We start from the raw sequence: 363 nt of genomic DNA on the forward strand, positions 1-363 counted from the left end.
CTTCGGCGGTTCCTTCAGATTCCCTCGGGCTTATCGACTCCCCGCACTCGCCGGGGGACCGCCGTGCCAGGCTCATTCAGCCGCAATCTCTCGACCGCTGGGGAGAACGGTTTGCTTGCGTTCTCGTCAACAAAGGGGTGGGGTGGATGGTCTAGCGCGGCCCGCTCCCGGCCAGCCGCGCGGGCGGCCTTTGGGAGCTTACGCATCGTCTTGCGTCGTTGCTTTTGACGCTTCGCGCATTCGCAGCAAGCATCGAAAAACCCTTGCAACGCTGGCCTCTCAACAGACGCCCACAGCCTCACCGCCCTCCCTTTTAGACGGGTGGCGCGCGTCCGAGTCTATCCAAGCAAGCAGCTATCTGCC

This window comes from Achromobacter maghribensis, from assembly GCF_057334215.1.